At 69.5% G+C, this 18148-nt stretch carries 21 protein-coding genes; 9 read left to right on the top strand and 12 right to left on the bottom strand.

The genetic code is table 11. From position 1 onward, the window contains the following. Window positions 1–98: 98 nt before the first annotated feature. From K8625_RS22595 to K8625_RS22575, 5 genes are all read left to right on the top strand, one after another. A complete protein-coding gene (locus K8625_RS22595) occupies window positions 99–434 on the top strand; it encodes a hypothetical protein (RefSeq protein WP_223783865.1) in 336 nt (111 codons plus the stop codon). A gap of 17 nt (window positions 435–451) precedes the next feature. Further along, window positions 452–1330, top strand: a complete 879-nt coding sequence (locus K8625_RS22590) for an AraC family transcriptional regulator (protein WP_223783864.1) — start codon at window positions 452–454, stop codon at window positions 1328–1330. Window positions 1331–1366: 36 nt separating this feature from the next. Beyond that, on the top strand, window positions 1367–2179 hold the full coding sequence (locus tag K8625_RS22585; RefSeq protein ID WP_223783863.1) for a GNAT family N-acetyltransferase: 813 nt from the start codon (window positions 1367–1369) through the stop codon (window positions 2177–2179). Between the two features lie 127 nt (window positions 2180–2306). After that, entirely contained in the window at window positions 2307–4082 is a 1776-nt protein-coding gene (locus K8625_RS22580) for a serine/threonine-protein kinase (RefSeq protein WP_223783862.1), read from the top strand. Between the two features lie 178 nt (window positions 4083–4260). After that, window positions 4261–4656 (top strand): DUF2381 family protein, encoded by a 396-nt coding sequence (locus K8625_RS22575; protein WP_223751236.1) that lies wholly within the window; start codon window positions 4261–4263, stop codon window positions 4654–4656. 10 nt (window positions 4657–4666) lie between these two features. Here K8625_RS22575 and K8625_RS22570 read toward each other — a convergent pair whose 3' ends face one another. The 4 genes from K8625_RS22570 to K8625_RS22555 form a co-directional block, all read right to left on the bottom strand. Continuing rightward, a complete protein-coding gene (locus K8625_RS22570; protein WP_223751218.1) occupies window positions 4667–4864 on the bottom strand; it encodes a TraR/DksA C4-type zinc finger protein in 198 nt (65 codons plus the stop codon). A gap of 261 nt (window positions 4865–5125) precedes the next feature. Then, window positions 5126–6181 (bottom strand): HAD family phosphatase, encoded by a 1056-nt coding sequence (locus K8625_RS22565; protein WP_223783861.1) that lies wholly within the window; start codon window positions 6179–6181, stop codon window positions 5126–5128. A 79-nt stretch (window positions 6182–6260) separates the two neighbouring features. Next, window positions 6261–6503 carry a hypothetical protein gene (locus K8625_RS22560; RefSeq protein WP_223783860.1) on the bottom strand — a complete coding sequence of 81 codons (243 nt, stop codon included), beginning with the start codon at window positions 6501–6503 and terminating at the stop codon, window positions 6261–6263. Beyond that, the gene (locus tag K8625_RS22555) at window positions 6500–7123 is read right to left on the bottom strand and encodes a hypothetical protein (protein WP_223783859.1); all 624 of its coding nucleotides are present in this window, start codon (window positions 7121–7123) and stop codon (window positions 6500–6502) included. Before K8625_RS22555 ends, K8625_RS22560 begins: the two co-directional genes overlap by 4 nt. Before the next feature lie 200 nt (window positions 7124–7323). Between K8625_RS22555 and K8625_RS22550 the strand changes: the two genes are divergently transcribed. The 3 genes from K8625_RS22550 (at window position 7324) to K8625_RS22540 (ending at window position 9934) form a co-directional block, all read left to right on the top strand. Next, a complete protein-coding gene (locus K8625_RS22550) occupies window positions 7324–8823 on the top strand; it encodes an HAD-IG family 5'-nucleotidase (protein ID WP_074958174.1) in 1500 nt (499 codons plus the stop codon). Between the two features lie 160 nt (window positions 8824–8983). After that, window positions 8984–9442, top strand: coding sequence for a hypothetical protein (locus tag K8625_RS22545; RefSeq protein WP_223751222.1), 459 nt, complete (start codon window positions 8984–8986; stop codon window positions 9440–9442). Window positions 9443–9634: 192 nt separating this feature from the next. Next, a complete protein-coding gene (locus tag K8625_RS22540; protein WP_223783858.1) occupies window positions 9635–9934 on the top strand; it encodes a hypothetical protein in 300 nt (99 codons plus the stop codon). Window positions 9935–10009: 75 nt separating this feature from the next. Here K8625_RS22540 and K8625_RS22535 read toward each other — a convergent pair whose 3' ends face one another. Beyond that, window positions 10010–10702 (bottom strand): DUF1361 domain-containing protein, encoded by a 693-nt coding sequence (locus K8625_RS22535; protein WP_223783857.1) that lies wholly within the window; start codon window positions 10700–10702, stop codon window positions 10010–10012. 261 nt (window positions 10703–10963) lie between these two features. Between K8625_RS22535 and K8625_RS22530 the strand changes: the two genes are divergently transcribed. After that, entirely contained in the window at window positions 10964–11263 is a 300-nt protein-coding gene (locus tag K8625_RS22530) for a hypothetical protein (protein WP_223751224.1), read from the top strand. Window positions 11264–11553: 290 nt separating this feature from the next. Here the strand turns inward: K8625_RS22530 and K8625_RS22525 are convergent, their stop codons facing one another. The 7 genes from K8625_RS22525 to K8625_RS22495 all read right to left on the bottom strand — a co-directional run bounded on the left by K8625_RS22525 (window position 11554) and on the right by K8625_RS22495 (window position 18133). Next, window positions 11554–12675 (bottom strand): DNA gyrase subunit B, encoded by a 1122-nt coding sequence (locus K8625_RS22525; protein WP_223783856.1) that lies wholly within the window; start codon window positions 12673–12675, stop codon window positions 11554–11556. A gap of 126 nt (window positions 12676–12801) precedes the next feature. Then, window positions 12802–13857 carry a DNA gyrase subunit B gene (locus tag K8625_RS22520; protein ID WP_223783855.1) on the bottom strand — a complete coding sequence of 352 codons (1056 nt, stop codon included), beginning with the start codon at window positions 13855–13857 and terminating at the stop codon, window positions 12802–12804. Window positions 13858–13912: 55 nt separating this feature from the next. Next, the gene (locus K8625_RS22515; RefSeq protein WP_223751227.1) at window positions 13913–14992 is read right to left on the bottom strand and encodes a DNA gyrase subunit B; all 1080 of its coding nucleotides are present in this window, start codon (window positions 14990–14992) and stop codon (window positions 13913–13915) included. Between the two features lie 155 nt (window positions 14993–15147). Then, on the bottom strand, window positions 15148–16284 hold the full coding sequence (locus K8625_RS22510) for a trypsin-like serine protease (protein WP_223783854.1): 1137 nt from the start codon (window positions 16282–16284) through the stop codon (window positions 15148–15150). Window positions 16285–16312: 28 nt separating this feature from the next. Then, window positions 16313–16852, bottom strand: a complete 540-nt coding sequence (locus K8625_RS22505) for a hypothetical protein (RefSeq protein WP_223783853.1) — start codon at window positions 16850–16852, stop codon at window positions 16313–16315. A 12-nt stretch (window positions 16853–16864) separates the two neighbouring features. After that, complete coding sequence (locus K8625_RS22500) at window positions 16865–17242, bottom strand: hypothetical protein (protein ID WP_223751230.1); 378 nt, start codon at window positions 17240–17242, stop codon at window positions 16865–16867. Between the two features lie 3 nt (window positions 17243–17245). Then, window positions 17246–18133 (bottom strand): hypothetical protein, encoded by an 888-nt coding sequence (locus K8625_RS22495; RefSeq protein ID WP_223783852.1) that lies wholly within the window; start codon window positions 18131–18133, stop codon window positions 17246–17248. Window positions 18134–18148 lie beyond the last annotated feature (15 nt).

Genomic DNA, 18148 nt, shown 5'->3' with positions numbered 1-18148 from the left:
GAGTTCGCTGCCACTGAGAACAGCGGCTTGCCGAACGTGGCGTCAACTCGGGCTGCGTTCGCCAAGATTGGCATGACCTTTCCGCAGTGAGGTGCAGGATGGAATCGAAACAGGTCACGGTGCGACGCTGGTCCGAACTCTCCAACCAACCCCTCTCGGAAGAGAGTGTGCGTGCGCTGCACTTGCCCGCGAAGAAGTATCGGGTGAGCGTTGATCGGTATTCATCGGTAGAGGATTTTGGTGGCTCGATGCGGGCCGGTACGGTTTACGTGCTGGCTGGGCACTGCCAGATGGAATTCGGCACGCAGGCTGTCCAGTTCGCCGCAGGGGATGTCGCGGAGTTTCCTGAAGGCAGCTATCGCGTGGTCGTGAATCACGAAGCCGGGTGTGTCGTTGTTTTTGCCTGGGAGCTTCCAGCGGAGTTTGCTCGATAGGCGGAGTCGACCGACGCATGGAGCACAGAGCCGACAAGCCGCTCACCGTGGCGTGGCAGGGAATGGGCGTTGCCCTCTACCGCCACCAGCAGATGGACACGGGCGAGCATCAACACCGGTCGCTGCAACTGCTCATGCCCCTCGGCCGTCCTGCTGTCCGTGGGCGCTGGCGCTCCGTCGACCGCGCGGTGGACGTGCGACTCGTCCGCGAGGAAGTGGGCGTCGTCGGCTCCGACCTGCCGCATGCCTTCGCCTGGGACGCGGGCGCGCGGGTGGTGTCCTTCTTCCTCCCCCCCGAGCGACTGTCCTCGCTCGCCGGAGAACATGGCCTGGAGCACGCCCTGTGCTCCGTGGGCCCATCACGACTGACGGACCCGGTGCTCCGTGAGCTGCTGCGCGCCAGCGGCGAGGCACTGCACGAGGGACGTCCACCCTCGCGACTCGAAGTGGACGCGCTCGCCACCGTGCTGGGCCTGCGACTGCTGCGTCTCGACGGCCAGCGCCCGAGGTCCGGAGCGAAGCCCGTGGGACTCGCGCCCTGGCAGCTCCGGCGCGTGACAGACTTCGTCGAGGCGAACCTGGACACGGCCCTCGGCCTGGAGTCCCTCGCCGCCGTGGTCGACCTGAGCCCGTCCCACTTCTCGCGAGGCTTCAAACGAACCACCGGCAACACGCCACACCAGTTCGTCCTGACCCGGCGCCTGGAACGCGCACGAGAGCTGCTCGCCACCACCGCGCTCCCGCTGAGCGACATCGCGCAAGCCACGGGCTTCTCCAGCCAGAGCCACTTCACCGCCTTGTTCCGCGCGCGCCACGCGCTCACGCCCGCCCGCTTCCGTCGCGAGGTGACGGACTCGACGAATGGCGCGAACCCGATAGACGAAGCAGGAACCTGATAGACGCCCCGACACGACGTGGACGAGGGTGGCCCCATGTCACTCCCCTCCTCTCGCCCCACCGTGGACGCCGCGCTGGTCCGCCGCGTGGAGCTGGCCCAGGCCGCGCAGAACCGCGCCGCCACACCGACACACGGCATCCTCGAGATCGCAGGCGGTCTCGCCCTCTTCAATGGCGCCAACTCGCCGCTCACCCAGGCGCTCGCGCTCGGACTCTCAGGCCCCGTCAGCGCCGAGTCCCTCGACCGCGTGGAGGCCCACCTGGGACAACAGGGTGGTCTCCTCCAGCTCGACCTGCTCCCCTTCGCCGACCCGTCGCTCGCGCAGGAGCTGGCCCGTCGTGGCTACCGCGTCGGTGAGTTCCAGCAGGTCTTCGTGCGCGCCCTGCCCGCGAGCCCGCCTCCTCCCACCGCACCCGGCGTCGAGCTTCGTCCGCTCCGCCCCGGTGAGGCCCAGGTCTTCTCTCGCACCGTGGCCCAGGGCTTCATGGGACGTGACGAGGTCTCCGACGAGGAGTCCTCGCTCATGCTGGGCACCGCGACCATGCCCGGCACCACGTGCTTCCTCGCGCTCGTGGACGGTGAGCCCGCGGGAGGCGGCACCGTGGCCATACACGACGGCGTGGCCACCCTGTCCGGCACCGGCGTGCGCGAGCGGTTCCGTGGCCGAGGACTCCAGCAGGCCCTCATCGCCACCCGCCTCGACTGGGCCACCCGTCAGGGCTGCACCCTGGCGTCGAGCAGCACCCTGCCCGCCAGTCCTTCACAGCGGAACATGGAGCGCCTGGGGTTCTTCGTCGCCTACCCAAAGGTCGTGATGATGCGCGAAACCACCGCGAGCCCCCGCTGACACACGTCTCCCAGCAGCGCCCCGCGCCCTGACTCCTGGGTGACCCGTGGGATGGCCAGGGCCGCAGGCCACCCGAGGGGTATTCAACCTGCTAGATTCGTCAGAGTCCAGGAGACCTCTGACGTCCATGATTCCGCATCCATCGTCGATGCCCCCGGAAGCCCTGCCCCCGGGCTTCGTCCTGACGGGAGGCTGGCGCATCCTCGAGAGACTGGGCGTGGGCGGCTACGGCGTCGTCTACCGCGTGGAGCCGGTGGACTCGCCGGGGCGCTACTTCGCCCTCAAGCTCACTCGCAACACCGCCGAGGGCCGGGCCCTGCGCGAGCTGACGCTCCTGTTGGACCGGGCCGTCCACCCCAACGTGGTCGCGGTCCACGCCTGCGGCCGCTGGCCGGACATCGTCACGGGCCACTTCTACTTCGTCATGGACTGGGTGCCCGGGCCACCGATCCACGTCTGGGCGGAGCGGCACAACCCCTCCTTCCGACAGTTGGCGGAGACCTTCCGCCGGGTCGCCCTGGCGCTGGACACCCTGCACGCCGGGGACGTGCTGCACCGGGACCTCAAGCCGGAGCACATCCTGCTGCGAGACACCGAAGGAGACCCCGTCCTCATCGACCTGGGCGCAAGCGCGTACATCGGCGCGCCCACGCTGACCACGGGTCCCCTACCTCCAGGCACGCGCCACCTGCGCAGCCCCGAGGCCATCCGCTTCCATCAGCGCCACTGGCGCCACCCGGACGCCCGCTACCTGTCCGTCGCCACCGATGACCTCTATGCCCTGGGCGTGTGCCTCTACCGCGCGGCCACGGGCCACTACCCCTTCCCTCCGGACTGGCCCGCGGACGTGCTGTGCGCCGCCATCACCTCGCAGCCACCCGCCGCCCCGTCGGAGCTGAACCCGCGCATCCCTCCCGAGCTCGACGCCATCATCCTGCGACTCCTCGAGAAGCTCCCGGAGCAACGCTTCCAGAGCGGCGCGGAGCTTGCCTCCGCCCTGGCGCCCAGCCGCTTCACCGCCGAGGCTTGGGACACGCCGCTCTTCGGCACGGACACACCCGCGCCCCCGCGCAAGCCCCCCTCCCCGGCGCGCGCACGTGTCCAGCGCCTGCGAACCCGTCTCCTACACCCCCGGGTTCTCGCCCTGCCCGCGGTGCTCCTGCTCCTGGCGGTGGGGTGGTTCCTCCACGGCTGGAGACAGACAACTCCAGGAGTCACCCAACAAATCGACTCCCTGGGAGGTCAGAAAATAGCCAGACATGCGGAATCGCATCACAGTGAGTCAGTCACCGATTCGCCCCGGGCGAATCCCATCCCCGTGACCGTCGCCCCCGTGGCGCCGCCACTCCAGGACCCCACTCCCGTGATGAAGCCTCCCGCTCCCCCCGCGAAGCCTCGCGCGTTGTCACTCGCCCGCCTGTCCAAGGTGGCCCTGGCCTGCACCGGGCTCGCCTGCTCCAGCAGCACGCCCTACGTGCAGCATCGGCCCATCCCTCCCGTGGCCGAGTGCCCCGCGGGCGCGGATGAGACCATCGAGCGCTTCGGACTCGACCAGGGGGACCAGTTCGAGGGCTCCATCGGAGAGAACTTCGGCACGCCCTTCCGGAACATCACGGTGAAGGAGGGGTACCTGATGACGAACGTGCACCGCAAATTCAAGAAGCTCCCCGCGGGCGCACAACTCGTCACCGAAATCATCTTCACCAACGAGCGCGTCTATGGCCGCATCCGGGAGATGCGTGTCGGCGACGATGTGTATCCGGTCTGCATGGTGTTCTACGAGTTCAGCGACGTGGGGCGGCAGAGGCTTCCGGGGGGAGACGAGGAACACGCGGTCATCTTCAACCTCCTGCACGTCCGCGTCGTGGAGCGCTTCCGGGAGATTCGTGGGAAGGATTGGTGATGAAGCCAGGCGCTTGCGCCTCGTGACCTGGCTCGTCCTGCTCCACGCCTCCAACACGGGAGGCTCCCCTCTTCAGGAGCGCGCCATCGAGCCTGACGTCTCCGCTCCGCAGGCCCCGAGCGTTCAAGCCCCTTCCACGCGATCCTCCGACACACCCTCGCGAGGGCCATTCAGCGTGATGTACATCGCCGGAGCACTCGATGTTCGGGGCCTCGCCACACGTCCGCTCGGCCCCATCGTCGCACCCACCACGCCCATCCTGTCGACCTCGACGTCCGCATACGCACACCGGACGAGCTCACGGGTCGCAGTGGTGCTGCTGCTCGCCTCCGTTGGAGGGCATTCGCCGTGGACTCCGCGAGAAGCGGCGCTCATCACCGCGACGGGACGTCACGTCCGGAAGCTCCTCGTCTGGCAGTCACGTCCGCTCGGAGACCAGGACACCGATGTGCTGCTCGTCCTGGAGACCGAGGCCAAATCCATCGAGCTCCGCGGCCGCTACCTCCTCGAGCTGCGCGAGGACACCACTTCGCCCCCGTTGCACCTGGGCCCGGTGAGCTTCCCCGAACTTTGACGGGGCGGACTCACCGGCCCAGGGCCGAGCACGTCATGCAGAAGCGGGCCTCGGGGATGGCGCGCAGGCGGTGGCGTCCCATGGCGCCTCCGCACCGCTCGCAGCGGCCGAACTGTCCCACCGCGATGCGGGTGAGCGCCGCCTCGATGTCGAGCAGCTCCTGGCGCTCCGCCTCGGACAGGAGCTCGTCCGCTCCCCGGACGGCCACGAGACGCGTCCGTGACCGGAGCCGTTCGCCGCGCTGCACCAGGGCGTCACGCGCCTCACGAGCCAGACTGTCCATCTTCGCCTCCCGCGACCCTCGCCGGGCACCGCCGCCGCGCTCATCGCGACGCACTTCCCAGAAGAAGGAGTGTGGGGAGCAAGCAGTACAGAAACCATGCCACGTGGGGCCCCCATGCCTCCCCCCAGCCGCGCCGCAAGCCTTGCGCGCGCCCCGACGAGGCTCCGCAGCCCTTGCGGCCCGCCCTCACCGCGGCGTCGCGCGCTCGAACGGATGGATGACCTTCCAGTCACGCCGCATGTCCACGACGAGCCAGCCCCGTCCAGGCGCCTCGTCCAACCCCCGGGCGAGCTTCCCCACGCGGGCCTCCCGATCATAGGCCCACTCGCGCTCGGCATCGGTGTGGTGGACGAGCAGCCCCAGGCGCGGCCCCGGACCGGAGGTGGTCCACTCGAGCATCTCGAAGTCCCCATCCGAGTTCCCGAAGGCCGCCAGGGGCCTGCGTCCCACCCCCTGCTCGATGCCCACGGGCTTGCCTGCTCCGTCATCGAGCAGGTCCAGCTCCGCGAGTCGAAGGACCGAGGGCGCGCCTCCGGTGGCCTGGTAGCGCAGCTTCACCCGGCTGCCCACCACCTGCTCGCGCGGCACGCCGTACACCTGCTCCATCCAGGGGCGCATGAAGCCCACGTCCCCACCGGAGACGACGAAGGTCTTGAAGCCCCGCGCCCGCAGGAATGACAACAGCTCCAGCATCGGCTGGTAGACGAGGTCCGTGTACGGGCGATGCAGCGTGGGGTGGCGCGCGGTGACGAGCCAGTCCGAGACCGTCCGCTCGAACTGCTCCGTCGTCATGCCCGCATGCGTGGCCGCGAACAGCTCCATCAGCCCGCGCTTGCCGCTCGCCTTCACCGACTCCACATCACCCTCGAGCACGCCCTGGAAGGGCTGGCGCGTGCGCCACTCGGGGTGCTGGGGCGCGAGCGCCTTCACCCGGTCGATGACGAAGGCCAGCTCGGCCACGAGGGGCTGCTCGGACCACAGCGTGCCGTCGTTGTCGAACACGGCGATGCGCTCGGAGGCGGGCACGAAGTCCGGTCCGCCCTCGCGAGTCACCCGCTCCACGAAGTCCAGGAGCGCCGCCTTCGTGGGGCCCTCCGTCCAGGAGGGGAGCGGGTCCTTCGAGGACGCCGCGACGTCCGCGTGCCCCCGCGCCGCGCTGTCCGTGGCGGCGCGATGCGAGGACGCACACCCGCTCGCGAGGACGAGCGAACACCCCATCAACATCCAGGCGACCCCGCGCATCCGTCCCCTCCCCATGGCCACACGCCAACCTGCCCATCACCCCATGGAGTTCCATCACCCGCGCGCGCGAGGGGAACGTTCACCCGGGCGCGTCGTAGGACCTGCCCCCGAAGGACGGCCGCGCCATGATGTCCCGGGCCAGCCTGTCACTGTACGCGGGGCCCTCACGGCCGAAGGCCCGTGCCTCCTCGGCCGTCAGGCGCACGCGCACCGCCGTCATCGCGACGCCGCCCACGACGACCTCGATGACCAGGCCCCCGCCCTCCTCGCGAAGCACGCGGTAGAGCAAGGGGCTCTGGTGGATGACGTGCTCGGCGCTCACGGCACCTCGGTCACGACGGCCTGGGACACTGGCGCGTTGATGATCATGACCTCCGGCAACCCGCCCGACGTGTAGCCGCCAAACTTGAAGCAGTCCGTGTCCTGCTCCGACTGGCACTTCCACGCGCCCGGGTCGCTGTCCACCGGCAGCCGCACGCACGGCGCCGACGCGCGCAAATCCAACGTCATCATCCGCAGCGGACCCTCGAAGTTCTTCGCCGGCAGCCCCAGCGCCTGCCCCAGCACCGCCGGGTCATGCGTCCCGCCCGACGACGCCTTCCTCACCGCGTCCCGGATGACCGACGACGGCGCCGCGAACAGGTAGCAGCCGCTGTCGTCACAGCGCCCGAAGTTCGTCGCCCCCGTCTGCACCACGTACTGCTGATACTGCGCATCCTTCATCAGCCACGACACCGAGCCCTCCGGGAAGTTCTTCGCCAGGTGCTGCTCGATGCCATACGGCGACGCCCGCTGGTCCGCCTCCCGGGAGAGCTCCGACTGCCGCTCGTCACAGCTCAGCGCCACCGGCGTCGACGGCTCCGGCGTGACGGCGGGCGCCGAGTGCCTGCACCCCACCACGAACAGCGCGCTCACCAACAGACCGCGAATCATCCAGGCCATGCACGGACCTCGCTTCAGGGGTTGAGAGGTCGACCAAACTAGTCAAGGAAGTCACGCTCTCTCCCTGGCCCCCGGGGGCGAGTGCCGTGCATCCGACACGCCTGGGAATGGGGCCATCGCCACCCGGTGGTGCGAGGCAGCGGACGGGCCCGCACAGAGGCATCGACTTTTGCCTCCAGACGGGGCAATCCAAGCCTCCTATGCGCTCGCAACCTGCTGGTCCCCCGCCCGAGCGGGGCCTGTTCTGCAACCGCACCCTCAACCTGCGCGCCATCAAGGCCGTGGGCTACGACATGGACTACACGCTCATCCACTACCGGGTGGAGGCGTGGGAGCGCCGCGCGTACGAGCACATCCGGGACAGGCTCGTCGCGCAGGGCTGGCCCGTGGGTGACCTCCAGTTCGACCCGGCGCTCGCCATCCGCGGCCTCATCATCGACACCGAGAAGGGCAACCTGCTCAAGGCCAACCGCTTCGGGTTCGTGAAGAAGGCGCTGCACGGCACGCGCACCCTGGACTTCATCACCCAGCGCGACGAGTACTCGCACGTCGTCATCGACCTGCACGAGCGGCGGTGGGTGTTCCTCAACACGCTCTTCTCCCTGTCGGAGGCGTGCCTCTACGCGCAGCTGGTGGACCGGCTGGACGCGGGGCAGCTGCCCGGGCCCATGGGCTACGCGGACCTCTACGAGCACGTGCGCAAGAACCTGGACGCCACGCACATGCAGGGCCGGCTCAAGGCCGAAATCATCGCGGACCCGGAGCGCTACGTCATCGACGACCCGGAGACGCCGCTGGCGCTTTTGGACCAGCGCAACGCGGGCAAGAAGCTGCTGCTCATCACCAACAGCGAGTGGGCCTACACCGAACCCATGATGCACTTCGCCTTCGACAAGCACCTGCCCGCCGGCATGACGTGGCGGCAGCTGTTCGACGTGGTCATCGTCTCCGCGCGCAAGCCGGAGTTCTTCACCACGCGCTCGGCGCTGTTCGAGGTGGTGGAGACCAACGGCGAGGCGCTCCTGCGTCCGCACTCGGGGCCGTTCAAGGAGGGCAAGCCGTACTTCGGCGGCAGCGCCGTGGAGCTCGAGCGCCACCTGGGCATCAGCGGCGACGAGGTCCTCTACGTGGGCGACCACATGTTCGGCGACGTACACGTGTCCAAGAGCGCGCTGCGCTGGCGCACGGCGCTCATCCTCCGCGAGCTGGAGGACGAGGTGCGCGCGATTGCGTCGTTCCGCCCCACCGAGGCCCGGCTCGCCGAGCGCATGGTCCTCAAGGAGCGGCTGGAGTGGGACAGCTGCCAGCTGCGGCTGGAGCTGCAGCGCCGCCGCGGCGACTACGGCCCGCGCACGGACTCGCCCACCGAGCAGGAGCTGGTGGCGAAGCTGGGCACGCTGCGCGAGGAGCTGGAGGCGCTGGACGCGGAGCTGGGCCCCATGGCCCGCGCCGCCACCGAGCTGTCCAACCCCATCTGGGGCCTGCTCACCCGCGCCGGCAACGACAAGAGCCACCTGGCCCGCCAGGTGGAGCGCTACGCGGACATCTACACGTCGCGCGTCTCCAACTTCCTGTTCGCCACGCCCTTCGTCTACCTGCGCAGCCCCCGAGGCAGCCTGCCGCACGACCCGAGCCTCCCCGGCGGCACCCCCGTCTTCCCCGCCACCGACAGCGGCGGGGGCATGGCCGACGCCGAGTAGCCCCACGGCCCACCAGGCCTCCCCGAGCTCGCCTGGCTGCTCTCGGGGAGGCCCAAGTGCGCGGACTCACTGGATTTTCGTTCAGTAGGGTTTGCGTGAGGGCAGGCAGGCATCTCCCCTCTGAAAGGGCGTGTCAGACCCCTCCGCTATGAGTTGTCGGGTGAGCCGATCAACCCAGGACAGCTCTTCGTCGTCGCGTGTGCTCGAGCAGCGCAACCTGCTCGGGGGGATGGACCTCATGCCCGTGCTCGGCCGGGGTGGGCGCAAGCGCGCCCGTCGTTTCCACGTCGCCTCCGAGAAGCGGTTGGGCTTCGCCGCGGCGCTGGCGCTGGTGGTGGAGCATGGCCGCCAGAAGGCCAAGGAGATTGGCGTCACGTCGCTGAGCCGCTGCCCGCGCTGCGACCACGTGGGCCCCACGGAGCAGGACTTCGGCTTCCGCGTGATGCGCGGCGAGCGCCGGCCCCAGTCCTGGTGCCGCGGCTGCCGGGGCCAGCACCTGGAGCCCAGCGAGTCGACCCAGACGAACACCGCCTCGCACAGCGAGGAGGGCTGGCTGTTCCCGCCCGAGACGACCACGAGCACGCGGCCTCCCCGGCGCGGCAAGCGCTCGTCGACGTAAAGCGCGGCATCCTCTTTCCGCCGAGGGCAGCGGGCCCCACGGCTCCGGGTCGACCCCGTGGCCGGGCCCTCTCCCTCGGGGGAGCCCTCGCGGGCGGCCAGGCGGGCGTCACGGGTGGGGCCCTCGAGCCCCTGGCCTCCGGGTTGGACAAGCCGTGGAGCCGTCCTTACCTCTCCAGGGAAGGAGGGCGACATGGCGGTCCGGACCAAGATGGCGGGAGTGAAGAACAAGCGGCGGGTGGCCTCGGCCGGCGAGGCGCAGGCCAGCGTGCAGGCGTCCAAGGGCCGCAAGACGTTGCCCCGGGACGAGGCGGCGGCGCTCAGGCGAACCCGGAACCTGGCGCGCGTGACCTTGGGCCCGGCGGCCGAGGACCACGCGCCCAAGAGCAACCGGCGACGCACCTCGCTCAACGGGCGCAAGAAGGCCCCCAGCGAGATGAACGTGAAGCACCGGGGAGGTCCGCGTAAACGCTCGCGCATCCACGGCGGCTGAGGCGCCGCTTCCGAAGGCCCTCTCATCGACACGCCGTCCGCGCTCCCTGGCCGGAGCGTGGGCGGTGTTCGTGTTTCAGGGGGTGGCGCGCTGACGGCGCAGCCGGAGGACGAGCGCCTCGAAGGCGACGTAGGACACGGGTAACACCAGGGCGAAGAAGACGGTGAGGTGGGGCAGGTACGGGAAGGCCCAGGGGTCCTTCAGGTGGGCGATGATTGAGGCGAACAGGCGCCCGGGGTCCGTGAGCACGTCCCAGCTGTTCCACCGCTCCACGCGGCCCAGGTAGATGCCGTACCCGCACAGGAGCGAGGTGACGCCGACGAAGGCCCACGCCGTGCGGCGGCCGTGGCGCTCCTCCAGCCACTGCTTCCAGACCTCCAGGGACAGCAGGCCCAGCATCCACCCGGTGGCGGCGAACAGGGCCAGGAGGGCCGCGTCGAACCAGAGCGGGACGACGGGCCGCTGGTGCAGGTGGATGAAGTCGGTGAGGAGGTAGGGCGCGTTGGGGAACAGCGCGAGCCACCCCAGGGCGAGCGGCGCCAGCACCCAGCCCTTGCCGTGACCCCGCACCATGAGCACCCGCGCGAGCAGGGCCAGGACATAGGGGACCCAGGCGAGGAACAGGTTCCAGGTGAGGAAGGCGAAGCTGGCGCGCTCGCTCCAGTCGAGGCGGAAGGCCAGCAGGCCCACCGCCAGGACGCTGCACAGCGTGGCGGGGACGAGGCCGTGGTGACGCGACACGGTGAACAGGGTCATGGCCGAGGACATGGGTGTGTGGCCCGTGGACCACGCCACGGTGGGGTCTGCGTTGGAGCCCCGAGTGTAGAGCAAGGGGTGGGCCAGCTCCGTGTGTGGTCCTGGGTCCACACGGGTGGGGTTCGCAAGTCGGGTGGCCACGGGGTTGCACTGATGGAGCGTGGGGATGGCCCGTGCTCCGGCGCGCGAGGGAGGCGGGTGATGGGTCTCTGCTGGAATCGCAGTCCTCGTGCGGAAGTCGCAGTGTCCCCGTGGGTCCCCGAGGTCCTTACGATGAAGCGCCTCCTCCTGTTGCCCCTGTTGATGCTGTGCGCCTGCGGTGCCGTGCGGATGTCCAACGCGGCGCTCTCGTCGTCCACGGAGAGCTCGCACGAGTCCACCCTGCCCACCTGCACGGGCGAGCCGGACTCGTCGCTGTGCATGCAGAGCTTCGGCTCCTGCGGGCATGTGACGGCCGTCGATTCATGCGGCCAACATCGCTCGGTGTACTGCGGCACGTGCCCCTCGCCCAACATCTGCGCCGCCATCTGCATCCCGCCGGAGACGTGTGGCCCCTCGGGCACCTGTGGGTGAGGGGTGGGCCGTCAGGGACGGTGACGCGTCACCGTCCTTCTGCTTCGAGCGCGCCCGTTCGAGAAGGTCCTACACGCTCCTCAAGACGGTTCAACTCCGTCCACCTCCACTTCCATGGGGGTGACGCCGCGGGTGCGGCACCTGATTCGTAATCAGAGATTCCGGCTTCCTCACTCGGGCGCGCTCATTCTTCTTCCTCGTGATGGTGGCCCCCTGGTTCTGCTCGGACCGGGTGTGGGCTCACTTGAGGTCGACTGGCTTCATCGGAAGACACAGCTCTCCATCGCTCTTCAGGGTTCGTTCCCTCCAGCGCGTTCGCATCCCGCGAACCTGAACAACGTGGCCTCCAGCTTCGGGTCCTCGGCGAGCACGCGCGTCACCCAGTCCTCGACGAGCCGCGCGACGGGAGCCTCGACCTCGGGCGGGGCGAACACATGCTTGCTGGGGTTGCCCAGGATGTCCGGCGCGATGCGCAGGTCGAGCACCCCCGTGAGGTGTTCGAGCAATGCCCCGTCCGAGAAGGTCTGTGCATCGCGCTCACGGCCGAGGCGCCGCAGGCGTGCGACGAACGCCCTGCGCATCCCCACGAGGAATCCCCGGTGGTGCGGTCCGCCCACCAGACAGCGCTGGAGGTTCACCCAGGACGACAGACCTCGGCTCAGACGATGTCTCCAGCCGAGCGCGACCCGGAGCCGCACATCCTCCACCTGTCCCTCGAAGGTCCAGGGCTCCTGGATGAACGAAGTGTCCGCCAGTTCGGCGCACAGGTCAGCGAGTCCGCGCTCACGGAAGAAGCGCGCCTCGGTGCCCGTGGCCTCGTCCCGCAGGGTCCAGGACACGCCGGCATGGAAGGCCGACAGCACATGGACGCGCTCCTGGAGCCCGCTCCAGGAGAAGCGAACGGTGGAGGTGAAGAGCGATTCATCCGGGGTGCAGGTGATGTGCACTCCGGAGTCCGTGCCGGAGGCCTCGCTCGGCACGAACGGGAGGATGCCCTCCTCGGCGACACCTGCCCGATAGCGGCGCCGCCACGTCTGGCCCTTCGACCACGCGACGACGTCGAGCCGCGAGGAGAGGACGTTGATGGCACCGAGATAGACCTCCGAGTCCCGGCAGTGGATGCCCGAGGGAGTGCCGAGCACGGGGGAAGCGGCCCTCGTTCTGGACGCGAACGCGTCGACCGTGAACCAGGGCTCGAGGCTCTCGAGGGGCGCGGTCCAGGGGAGCAGCGGCCACGGCGAACCGTCGAAGGAGACCCGGCAGGCACCGTCCGCGAGCAGGTCCACGCAGATGGCTCGCACGCGCCCCGCCCTGCCCGCGTTGAACCCGAGCACCAGGAGGTGCTCCAGGACCATGCTCAGCCCGAACTCGTCCCGGTTTCCGACATACATCCCGGGACGCCGACGAATCATTCGGCGGAGATCATCCGGTGTGAACTCGTGGTCCATGAAGGAGTCCTCGATACGCTCCAAGCTCTTCACAACCCGGCCGTGAGCCAGGGAGGTGGGAGCCCGGAGTCATGCGTGAAGAGGTGGGGTTCAGCGAGAGCGAAGGCCCGCGACCTTCAGTACGAACTCCTCCAGCTTCGGGTCCTCGGCGAGCGCCTGCTCCACCCGCTGAGCGACGAGCTGGGTGACGGTGGACTGGACCTCCGCGCTGGCGCGTCGCTCTCGGGTCATCAGGTACCAGTCCGTCTTCTCCACCTGGATGTGGAGCGCGGCGGTGAGGTGTTCGAACAAGGCCGTGGCGTCGAAGCGCCGGGCGCGCGCCGCGACACCTCGCCGCGCCAGGCGCGCGGAGATGGCCTCACGCATCCCCTGACGGAATCCGACCCGATGAGGCCCGGCATCGTTGCGTGCGAAGAGGTTCGCCCACGCCACCACTCCCCGACCCGGGCCCTCCGTCCAGACGAGCGCGAGCTGTAGGGAGGTCTTCCCCACCTTCGCCTGGAAGCACAGAGGGTTCTGGGAGCCGAGTGGAGACGGAGCGAGGTCCCGACACAGATCCGCGAGCCCCTCCTCCCGGAGGAACCGGGCCTCGGTGCCAGTGGCCTCGTCTCGCAGCGTCCAGGTGACGCCGGAATGAAACGCGGACAGCGCCTCGATGCGCTCACGCAGGCGAGGCACATCGAAGCAAGGAGGCGGTTCGAACAGGGAAGCATCCGGCGTGAAGGTGATGCACAGCCCGGACTTCGAGGTTCGTGGAGCGGTGTCATCCGAGTGCCCTTGCTCGACGAGCCCTTCACGGTAACGGCGACACCAGGTGTCCTCCTCGGTCCAGACGATGACGTCCAGCGGGGAGGAGAACGCACAGAGCATCCCCAGGTCCACGAAGGGTGACTGCCAGAGCCCCCCGGAGGGAGTGCCCGGCGGAGGCTCTCCGTCCTTGTCCGTGAGGACGTCCTGTGGGGTGAGCCACGTCTCGAGCTGGGCGACCGAGGTGCCACAGGAGAGCTTCCACGGCCAGAGGCCGACGTGGAAGCGGCAGGAGCCGTCCGCGCGCAGTGAGACGGAGAGCTCCTGTGCACCGCCATCCCTGGCCGCGATGAACCCCAGCGTCAGGAGGAAATCGACGAGCGAGCTCCGGCCACGCATTCCGGTGTCGCCGACGTACATCCCCGGCCGTCGTCGAATCCAGCCGCCAAATGAGTCAGGGTCGGAGTGCATTCGAGGGGGCTCCCGACAGCGCCAGGACCCGGGCCTCCACCTGGGAGTCCTGGGCAAGCGCAGCCTCCACCCAGGTCGCGACCAGTTGGGCCACGCCCTCTTTCAATTCGGGATTGGCGAGCTGGGCCCGGGTGGGTCCCTTCCAGACGGGCTCGGGCAAGCCGAGGCTGAGCACCGCCGTGAGGTGGGCAACCAGGGCCTCCTCGGGGAACGCCCAGGCCTCCTGGCTGGAACCTCGTGCCTTCATCCTGGAGCGCAGCGCCTTGCGCAGACCTTGATGGAATCCCTGGTGGTGGGTTCCACCCTCGTAACAGCGATGGATGTTCGCCCAGGACCGCACTCCAGCCCCCTCGAAGGCCCCCCACTGGAGAGCGAGGCCCACCTGGGTCGACCCCACCTGCCCCTCGAAGCTCCACGGCGGCGATAGAAGCCCTCGGGAGTCCACGAGCTCGTCGCACAGGTCCGCGAGCCCTCGCGTCCGCCGGAAGCAGCTCTCACGGCCCACGAGGGCATCTCGCAGGCGCCAGGTGACGCCTGGGAGCATGGCCGACAGGATCTGGACCCGCTCCAGGATGTGCTGGGAGCGCATGCGAGAACCGGGCTCGAAGATGGAGGCATCCGGGGTGAACGTGATGCACAGCCCCTGCTCCGCGTGGCGCGGAGAGGGCGCATCCATCAGGCTCCTGGAGGACTCCGGCTCCGCGAGCCCTTCGCGGTAGCAGCGCCGCCAATGGTGGGCCCCCTCCCACGCGATGACGTCCAGACGGGACGCGAGCGCATTGACCAGTCCCAGTTCCACGTAGGGGGGCAGGGAGATGACGCCTCGGGGCAAGCCCAGCGGAGGTGGCGTGCTCCAGTCGATGCCCTCGAAAGACAACCAGCGTTCGAGGCTCGACAGCGCCGACTCCCGGGACCCGGCGGGCCAGGGCCAGTGGTCGAAGGTGACGCGACAGGCGCCATCCGCCAGCAACTCCACGGAGATGTCCCTCACACCCCCGTTCCGCGCCCCGAGGAACCCCAGCAACAGCAGGACTTCGACGAGCTGCCCCAGGCCGAATTCCATGGTGTCGCCAACGTACATTGCTGGCCGCCGGCGGATGGCCCGCCGCAATTCCTCTCCGCTGTTTTGCACCTCCAGACAATATCAGACACGCGGCTCGGGACCGAGCTTCTTCGCTCGAAAAGTGGGGCTTCCGCCGAATGAACCCCGAGAGAAAATCAGCGCCGCCGCTTGACTCCCGCGAGCAGCAGGACCCAGAAAATCGCGAGCCCGGAAGTGGTCGAACAGCCGCCTCCGGAAGGCTCTCGCGGTGACTCGGGTTCGGGGTCCGGTGGCGGAACACAGGGCGTGAAGCAGCGACAGGCGACCGTTCCTTCCGGCTCCAGCCGCGCACAGAGACCACCAACCCCACAGGCCGTGTCCTCCGTGCAGGTGGCTCCGAAGTCGCCCTCTCGGAGCGCGGGCAGCAGGCACCGGCCCCCAGTCCCCTCCGTGACGACGCACGTGAGCCCGGAAGGGCACTGGGCGTCGTTCTCACAGTCCTCCAGGCACAGGGCCTCCGGAGAGAGCGTCGTGCTTTGCGCAGGCGCTGGCAGCGCGAGGAAGGGCTCGATGAAGTCGACCATCAACGCGTCCACTCGCACGTTGACCGCCTCCTCCCGACAGGCGACGTCACCGCTCACCGTGATGCCCACGAGCACGTCCCGCCCCGTGTCGTCACGAGCGAACACCGGCCCGCCACTGTCTCCCACGCAGCTCATGCCTGGTGCCGGTCCCGCCCGGAAGGACGCGGGCTCGACGTCCGTCACCCGCAGGGTCCCCTGGCGTCGTTGACCCGAGGGCTCTTCCACATCCTTCGTGTCTCCATAGCCCACCGCGCGCACCAACTCGCCAGCCATCGGGACCACGTCACCCGACGGCAGCGGCGCGGGCGACACGCTCACCGGGCTCGCGAGCCGCAGCAGCGCCACGTCGTACGCATGGGTCTTCGGCTCATACCGCGGATGAATGATCGCGCGAGCCACCCGCACGAAGCGCCCCTCCTCACTCGGCCTCGGCATCAACTCCCGGCCGAGGAAGACCTCGTGCGCGCCCTCGGGCCCGAAGAGGTCCAGGCAATGCGCCGCCGTGAGCACGACGTCCGGCGCGATGAGGACACCCGAGCACAGCAACAACGGCGCCGGCTCACTGCACCGCGTACGACGCGCGAGCAGCACCACCGTGGCCACATCCTCCGGGGCAGGCGTCCCATCCACGATGCGTGACACCCCGCCGACCCGCGTCGCCGCATCCTCCGAGACCGGAGTACAGGCAAGTCCCAGCGCGAGCAGGAGGAGCCACACGCCGCGCGTCATGCGCTCCCTCCTCGAGCCACCACGGGCGTCACTGCCTCGAGGCCTCCGCCGCGGCCTCCTTGCTCAGCGCCTGGATCTCCTCCCCCAGGCTCACCAGCCGGCCTCGGTGGCGCTGGATGAGCATCTCCGTCTGCTGCACCCGCTCCAGGTCCCCCCGCGACTCCGCCAGCTCCCGCTCGCGCTCCAGCCGCTCCACGTCACGCCCCAACACCGCCGCGATGTGCTGCGTCTTCTCCAACTTCCACTGCGCCGTCTGCGGCTGCTCCGGGACAATCTCGTCGTTCTGCTGCGGCGGCGGGTTCGCCACCTCCGGCTCCGGCGCCACATCCCCCGGCCCCAGCGCCACCACCGTCGCCGGAGGCGTCGCCTCCCCAGCCGGCACCACGGGCTCGGGACGAGCCCCCTCCACCGTGCGCGCCTCGGGCGACGACGGGAGGGGCACCGGCACCAGCTCCGCCTGCTCGACGCCCCGCGACACCGGGGCCGTCCCCTGCCCCATCAGCCCCACCCCCACGGCCACGACGAGCACCACCGCCGCCGCCAGCATCAGTCGGTATCGAGTCTTCATCGCCCGCCTTCTTCAGAACCGCACGCGCCAGCCGCCGCCCTGCCGCTCCACCCGGAGCAGCCACGGCTCCTTGCCCACATTCCCATTCCTCGCCACCCGTGCCCGCACCAGCACCACGTCCGCATCCCGGCCGTCCAACTTCGACTCCACAATACCCACCAGCATCAATCCGTGCGCATGCATCTCCGACACCGCCTCCTCGCACGGCCGCATGCCCCCTCCCGTGGCCAGCATCGGCCCCAGCACCGCGCAGTCCCCCGACGGCAACGCCTCGAAGAAACGCGTCACCGTCGCCTCCGCCGCCTCCGTCTTCGAGGCGGCTGACGTACACGCGAGCAGGGCCAGCACGGCCCCGCCCACCCACACACCCACGTCACGACCCGAACGCATGGCTCAGTAGCAGTTCGAGGCGAACAGCTCGTCGTCCGCCGCGGACACGAACTGGTCGTCACACCACGCGCTCGCCAGCATGTGGCCGTTGCGCACGCAGCCGTCGTGGTTCGTCGCATCCAGCGTGTACTGCGTGTCACCCCCACAGCCCCCACCACACCGGCCGAAGCAGTTGCCCATCACCTTCGGGCGCGACCAGTGGTCCGGCTCGCCGCACAGCCACGTGCTCCCGCTCAGGTAGAACTCATCCCCGCTGCACGACGTGTGGTCGCCCAGCTGGGCGATCTGCTGGTTGCCCGCGAAGCTGAACCCACCCTTGTTGCAGTCGTGCTTCGCGTACGAATACCAGTTGTACACACCCCCGCAGCTCCCCGTGAACTTGCCGTTGCAGCGCGCATAGCTGCACAACATCGTGTAGCCACGCCCCTGCTCGCCCATCACCGTGCGCTGGAGCTCCACCGTGGAGGGATGCTGCGCCCACAGGCCCACCGCGCGCCGCAGGTACATCGCCTCGGGCGCCGCCGCGTCACCCGCGGGCAGCTCGGCGCTCAGCGCGTCGTAGAGCGACTTGAGCAGCTCCCGGTCCGCGTCCGTCAGCTGCGTGTCCGCCGCGCCCTCGTCCGCGAAGCCATCCATCGTCGACACGCCGCTGGCCGGGTCCAGCAACCCCGCGAGCGTCATCCCGCGCAGCCGCACCTCCAACCGGTAGACCCCCGGCTCCACCTCGAGCGCCTGGAACGACACCGCGCCGCCGTCCTTCACGAAGGTGCCTCGCGTGTCTCCCGTCTCGGCTGCCAGCGACAGGCCCTCCTGCTTCACCTGCGAGCTCCCGCTCGCGCCACCACAGGCCCACAGCATCAACGTCGCGACCGCACAGAGCACCTTGCGCATACCGTTGCATCCCTC

It is taken from the genome of Myxococcus sp. AS-1-15 (assembly GCF_020037055.1).
GTDB classification, from domain to species: Bacteria; Myxococcota; Myxococcia; order Myxococcales; family Myxococcaceae; genus Myxococcus; species Myxococcus fulvus.
This window is presented reverse-complemented; position numbering and strand designations above follow the sequence as displayed.